At 48.4% G+C, this 428-nt stretch carries 2 tRNA genes and 1 rRNA gene; all 3 read left to right on the forward strand.

The window, feature by feature from the left end:
* The first annotated feature begins 122 nt into the window (after window positions 1-122).
* The 3 genes from AC1RPH_RS07870 to rrf all read left to right on the forward strand — a co-directional run bounded on the left by AC1RPH_RS07870 (window position 123) and on the right by rrf (window position 427).
* Window positions 123-194 (forward strand) — tRNA-Glu (locus AC1RPH_RS07870).
* Between the two features lie 5 nt (window positions 195-199).
* Window positions 200-272, forward strand: a tRNA-Thr gene (locus AC1RPH_RS07875).
* A 39-nt stretch (window positions 273-311) separates the two neighbouring features.
* Window positions 312-427 (forward strand): 5S ribosomal RNA (gene rrf / locus AC1RPH_RS07880).
* Window position 428: the final 1 nt, after the last annotated feature.

Here is a 428-nt window from a genome sequence, read left to right on the forward strand (position 1 = left end):
AGTTAAGCTTCTTAGCGCCAAGAGTAGTTGGGGGTCGCCCCCTGCGAGGGTAGGACGTTGCCATGCTAATAATAAATTTAAAAATGTGCTAATCTAACTGATTAACACATTTTTATGTATATGACCCGTTGGTCAAGTGGTTAAGACACCGCCCTTTCACGGCGGTAACATGGGTTCAAATCCCGTACGGGTCATTTTCGCCGGCTTAGCTCAGTTGGTAGAGCATCGGTATCGTAAACCGAGGGTCACAGGTTCGACTCCTGCAGCCGGCATTAGTGGTTGCAAAATTGTTTTATGTAGTAGTAAAAGAGTGTGGTGGCGATAGCAAGAAGGATACACCTGTTCCCATGTCGAACACAGAAGTTAAGCTTCTTAGCGCCAAGAGTAGTTGGGGGTCGCCCCCTGCGAGGGTAGGACGTTGCCATGCT

Source organism: Dellaglioa sp. CoH-57-MRSF-16 (assembly GCF_056782055.1).